At 34.2% G+C, this 3,194-nt stretch carries 4 protein-coding genes; all 4 read right to left on the bottom strand.

The features are described from left to right. Positions 1 to 178: 178 nt before the first annotated feature. The 4 genes from ACYSNU_RS18810 to ACYSNU_RS18795 all read right to left on the bottom strand — a co-directional run bounded on the left by ACYSNU_RS18810 (position 179) and on the right by ACYSNU_RS18795 (position 3,018). The gene (locus tag ACYSNU_RS18810) at positions 179 to 349 is read right to left on the bottom strand and encodes a hypothetical protein (RefSeq protein ID WP_461738600.1); all 171 of its coding nucleotides are present in this window, start codon (positions 347 to 349) and stop codon (positions 179 to 181) included. A 56-nt stretch (positions 350 to 405) separates the two neighbouring features. Next, positions 406 to 1,347 carry a hypothetical protein gene (locus tag ACYSNU_RS18805; RefSeq protein WP_461738599.1) on the bottom strand — a complete coding sequence of 314 codons (942 nt, stop codon included), beginning with the start codon at positions 1,345 to 1,347 and terminating at the stop codon, positions 406 to 408. A 425-nt stretch (positions 1,348 to 1,772) separates the two neighbouring features. Next, on the bottom strand, positions 1,773 to 2,177 hold the full coding sequence (locus ACYSNU_RS18800) for a hypothetical protein (protein ID WP_461738598.1): 405 nt from the start codon (positions 2,175 to 2,177) through the stop codon (positions 1,773 to 1,775). A 421-nt stretch (positions 2,178 to 2,598) separates the two neighbouring features. Continuing rightward, on the bottom strand, positions 2,599 to 3,018 hold the full coding sequence (locus tag ACYSNU_RS18795; RefSeq protein WP_461738597.1) for a hypothetical protein: 420 nt from the start codon (positions 3,016 to 3,018) through the stop codon (positions 2,599 to 2,601). Positions 3,019 to 3,194 lie beyond the last annotated feature (176 nt).

Below are 3,194 nucleotides of genomic sequence, written 5' to 3'. Positions count from 1 at the left end.
TTGAATACCTGCCACGCACCGAGGCAATCACATCCAGGGAGGCTCGTTGTCAAGGGCAATCGGGCTAGGCGCTATGCAGGTATACATACACTACATAATTTTTGTCAAAATAGGGGTTGCCATTCCAAAAATCCCCCTTGATAAAAACTAATATCACTTTTTTCTTAATCATGTTCTTTCATTTCAAGCTGCTTTTTTTTGAATTCTTTAACTGATTCTGTTGCGTATTCCGATTTCCATACCACTTTGTAATAAATTTATTATGGTTTTCCATTAAAGCAGTTTTAAAAGCTTGCAGTTTATTTTCAATGATTTTTTTAGTGGTATCACTTAACTTTGCTTGTTTCATATTATCTCCTTTAAATCTATAAAAGCTTCCATTAGCGAAATTACCACCACTCAGACTTAATCTTCTTTCAACTCGCCACTAATTAATTCGGTTATAATTATTTTCACTGCTTCCTTATTAGCTGCGTATTTTGGGAGAGTGTGAACAATATTATCTCCTAGTCTAATGCTGCTTTCGATGATTGTTGCTGGATAAGTCGCTGATAACTCGTTAAGTTTAGTTTTCTCGACTTTTTCCATTAAATCCTTTGAATAAATATTTTCTTTTGTCAGCACAAGTCCATAGACACCAGCTAAAGTAGAATCAGTTACTGCAAACCGAATCGACTCAGCATCAGGTATACCAAATTTCTTATGAATTTTTTTGAAATGCTTTTGATGCTTCACATCTTCGCCAAGCTTGACACACGAATCATTCATTAATCCTAAATCAATTATTCTCCCAGTAAGAGTAGTGGATTTCTGCATGTCTACATGTTCAACATTAAAATCTTTTTTCAATGTTAGGATATCTACAACAGATTCCCAAATGAAGTTACTTAATACTTCTCTGCCATTTTCGGGTAAAATGGGTTCTAAAAAATCCCAGTCAAAAGCATTGATGGCTTTGTTAACTGTTTGATTTGCCTCATTTATTGACAAATTATAAGCAAATTTTTGAGGAAGAGTATCCGAAAAGACACTTGGCTCCAAGACATAGATAGTGTAATCGGTTACGAAAAAGCCTACTGCTTGATTTTTTCTGGTGATTTTATTTTGAGATTTCCCCCCTACAAACATAATTGGTAGTTCCCCATCTAAAAAAGCAATTTGCTCCACAACTTTTTTATACACCTTATGCGCGTCTTCCCACACAGCCGGAGCGAAAAATGCAGGAAAAATAAGTTGAGCAATTTCTTCTGGGTAGTCCTCAAAGTGAGTGGCTAATTTTTTACAATACATTTGTTGATATTTTACAAGTTCCTTATTTAACAGTTCATTCTGTTCTGATTCAACCATTTTATACCTCCTACAAATTTTTAATAATCTGAGTATACAGCGCATAAAAGCTTTATGAGTAGTTTATTCAAGTAACGATTTATATAGCGACTAACTTTCAGCTCCACAAAATTCCAAGCTTGCCTATTTATGAAATTTCCTTGTTCCAATAACATTTCTTAGATTAGTACACATAAAGAGATACACTAGCGTTGCAAAGGACTTCCATTTCCTAACCCACCAAACTCTCAATACAGAGCTAGATAAATGCAAAAACATCTTTTACGTCAGCACTAGACTTTTTCATTTTTTAAAGAAATATAATTTTCAAATTATTCTGATGCTGCTTTTTTAACGTCAGCTTAGGTGTGGATTATAAAAAGGATTCATGCTGGTTAGATTCGAAAATCTTTAGACATTAAAAATTAGTTCTTTTACTTTATTAATCAAGATTTAAGATAGGAGCGGATAAGTTTAGTGCCTAGCGAAAAAATGATTGCCAAGCCTGCCAGATTTGTTGCGTAAATCTCATATACTGCTACTAAACGGCCACCTGTGTTGGCTTCACTAGTTCCCACCACTGTTGGTGGATTCAAATTGAAAAATAGCAACCATAGTAAACAACATAGAATGCAAGCACCACCTATTGAATACAGGTTTTCTCCCTTTAAAAATGGGCAAGCAACTGAAATAAACGGTAATATAAAAATAATCAAAATTGCGCCAAAGGTAAATAAGATTAGCCACGGAAATGGTCCACTAAAAAAGCTCTGTACCGGTAAAAGCATAAACCGATATGAACAACCAAAAAGAAATACACTAAATAATATATTTAAACCCACCCTCTTCATATTTCCCCCACCCTTTCTTTGTGCTATTCTAACCCCTTTTCAGGAATTGTAACCAAACCATATACTCCGAAATTTTCTCTATACACTTGGATTCTTAGCTATACCTATGAAAAAATACTCGCTGTTGGTTAATACTATACTGCCTTTTTTCAACCTCCTGCATAATTCTTTCAAAAGATAAGATAAATTACTCTCACAGTTCATAAATTAGTTACGTATTAGTTACGTAAAAGTATAGCTAACTATTAAAATCTACTGATGGAAATAGCAGTTTAGCAATAAAAGACCACAATAGTTTATTATCAGCGGGATGTTCTGCTGATACTCTCACTAGCTTTGCAGGCTCAACCACTTTTTAAATACTCCAAATCTATCATTTCTACGAACATGGACAACTAAAAATAACTGCAAGTTCATATAGTTACTGAAATCCTCCAATATAAACACCATAGAGCATTACTATGCCACCTAAAAAGAAAATGATGTACTCAACTCTGATAATCTGAGTCTGATACTTGATAAAAAAAGAGATTGGAAATCGATGCAGGTTCTTTTGATTATATTTTTTATGAAATCCTATTACTATATCAAACATAAATGGTATCACTGCCTTGGCAAAACACATGATGGTAAAAACACCTGAAGTCATAATAATAGAAATTCCCGTATTGCGCATGTCTTCCGTCCACACAACCTGAAATATATTCATAATTGCTGCCACCAAAAATGTAATAGGGATGATTATAGCCGGTGGTAAAAATATATATTTACCAACAACTGGAATTTTAAATAATATCAGATAGTTTATTATGATTGAAATAGCCATCAAAAATATAGTCACATAAATCCCTCCTTTTTCTTTTATAGAGAAACAATAGTAAGAGAATTTTTGGAATGGCAACCCCTATTTTGACAAAAATTATGTAGTGTATGTATACCTGCATAGCGCCTAGCCCGATTGCCCTTGACAACGAGCCTCCCTGGATGTGATTGCCTCGGTGCGTGGCAGGTATTCAA

Source organism: Enterococcus sp. LJL120 (assembly GCF_054871765.1).
Note: the sequence above shows the minus strand (reverse complement) of the source record. Positions and strands in the feature narration are given on the sequence as shown.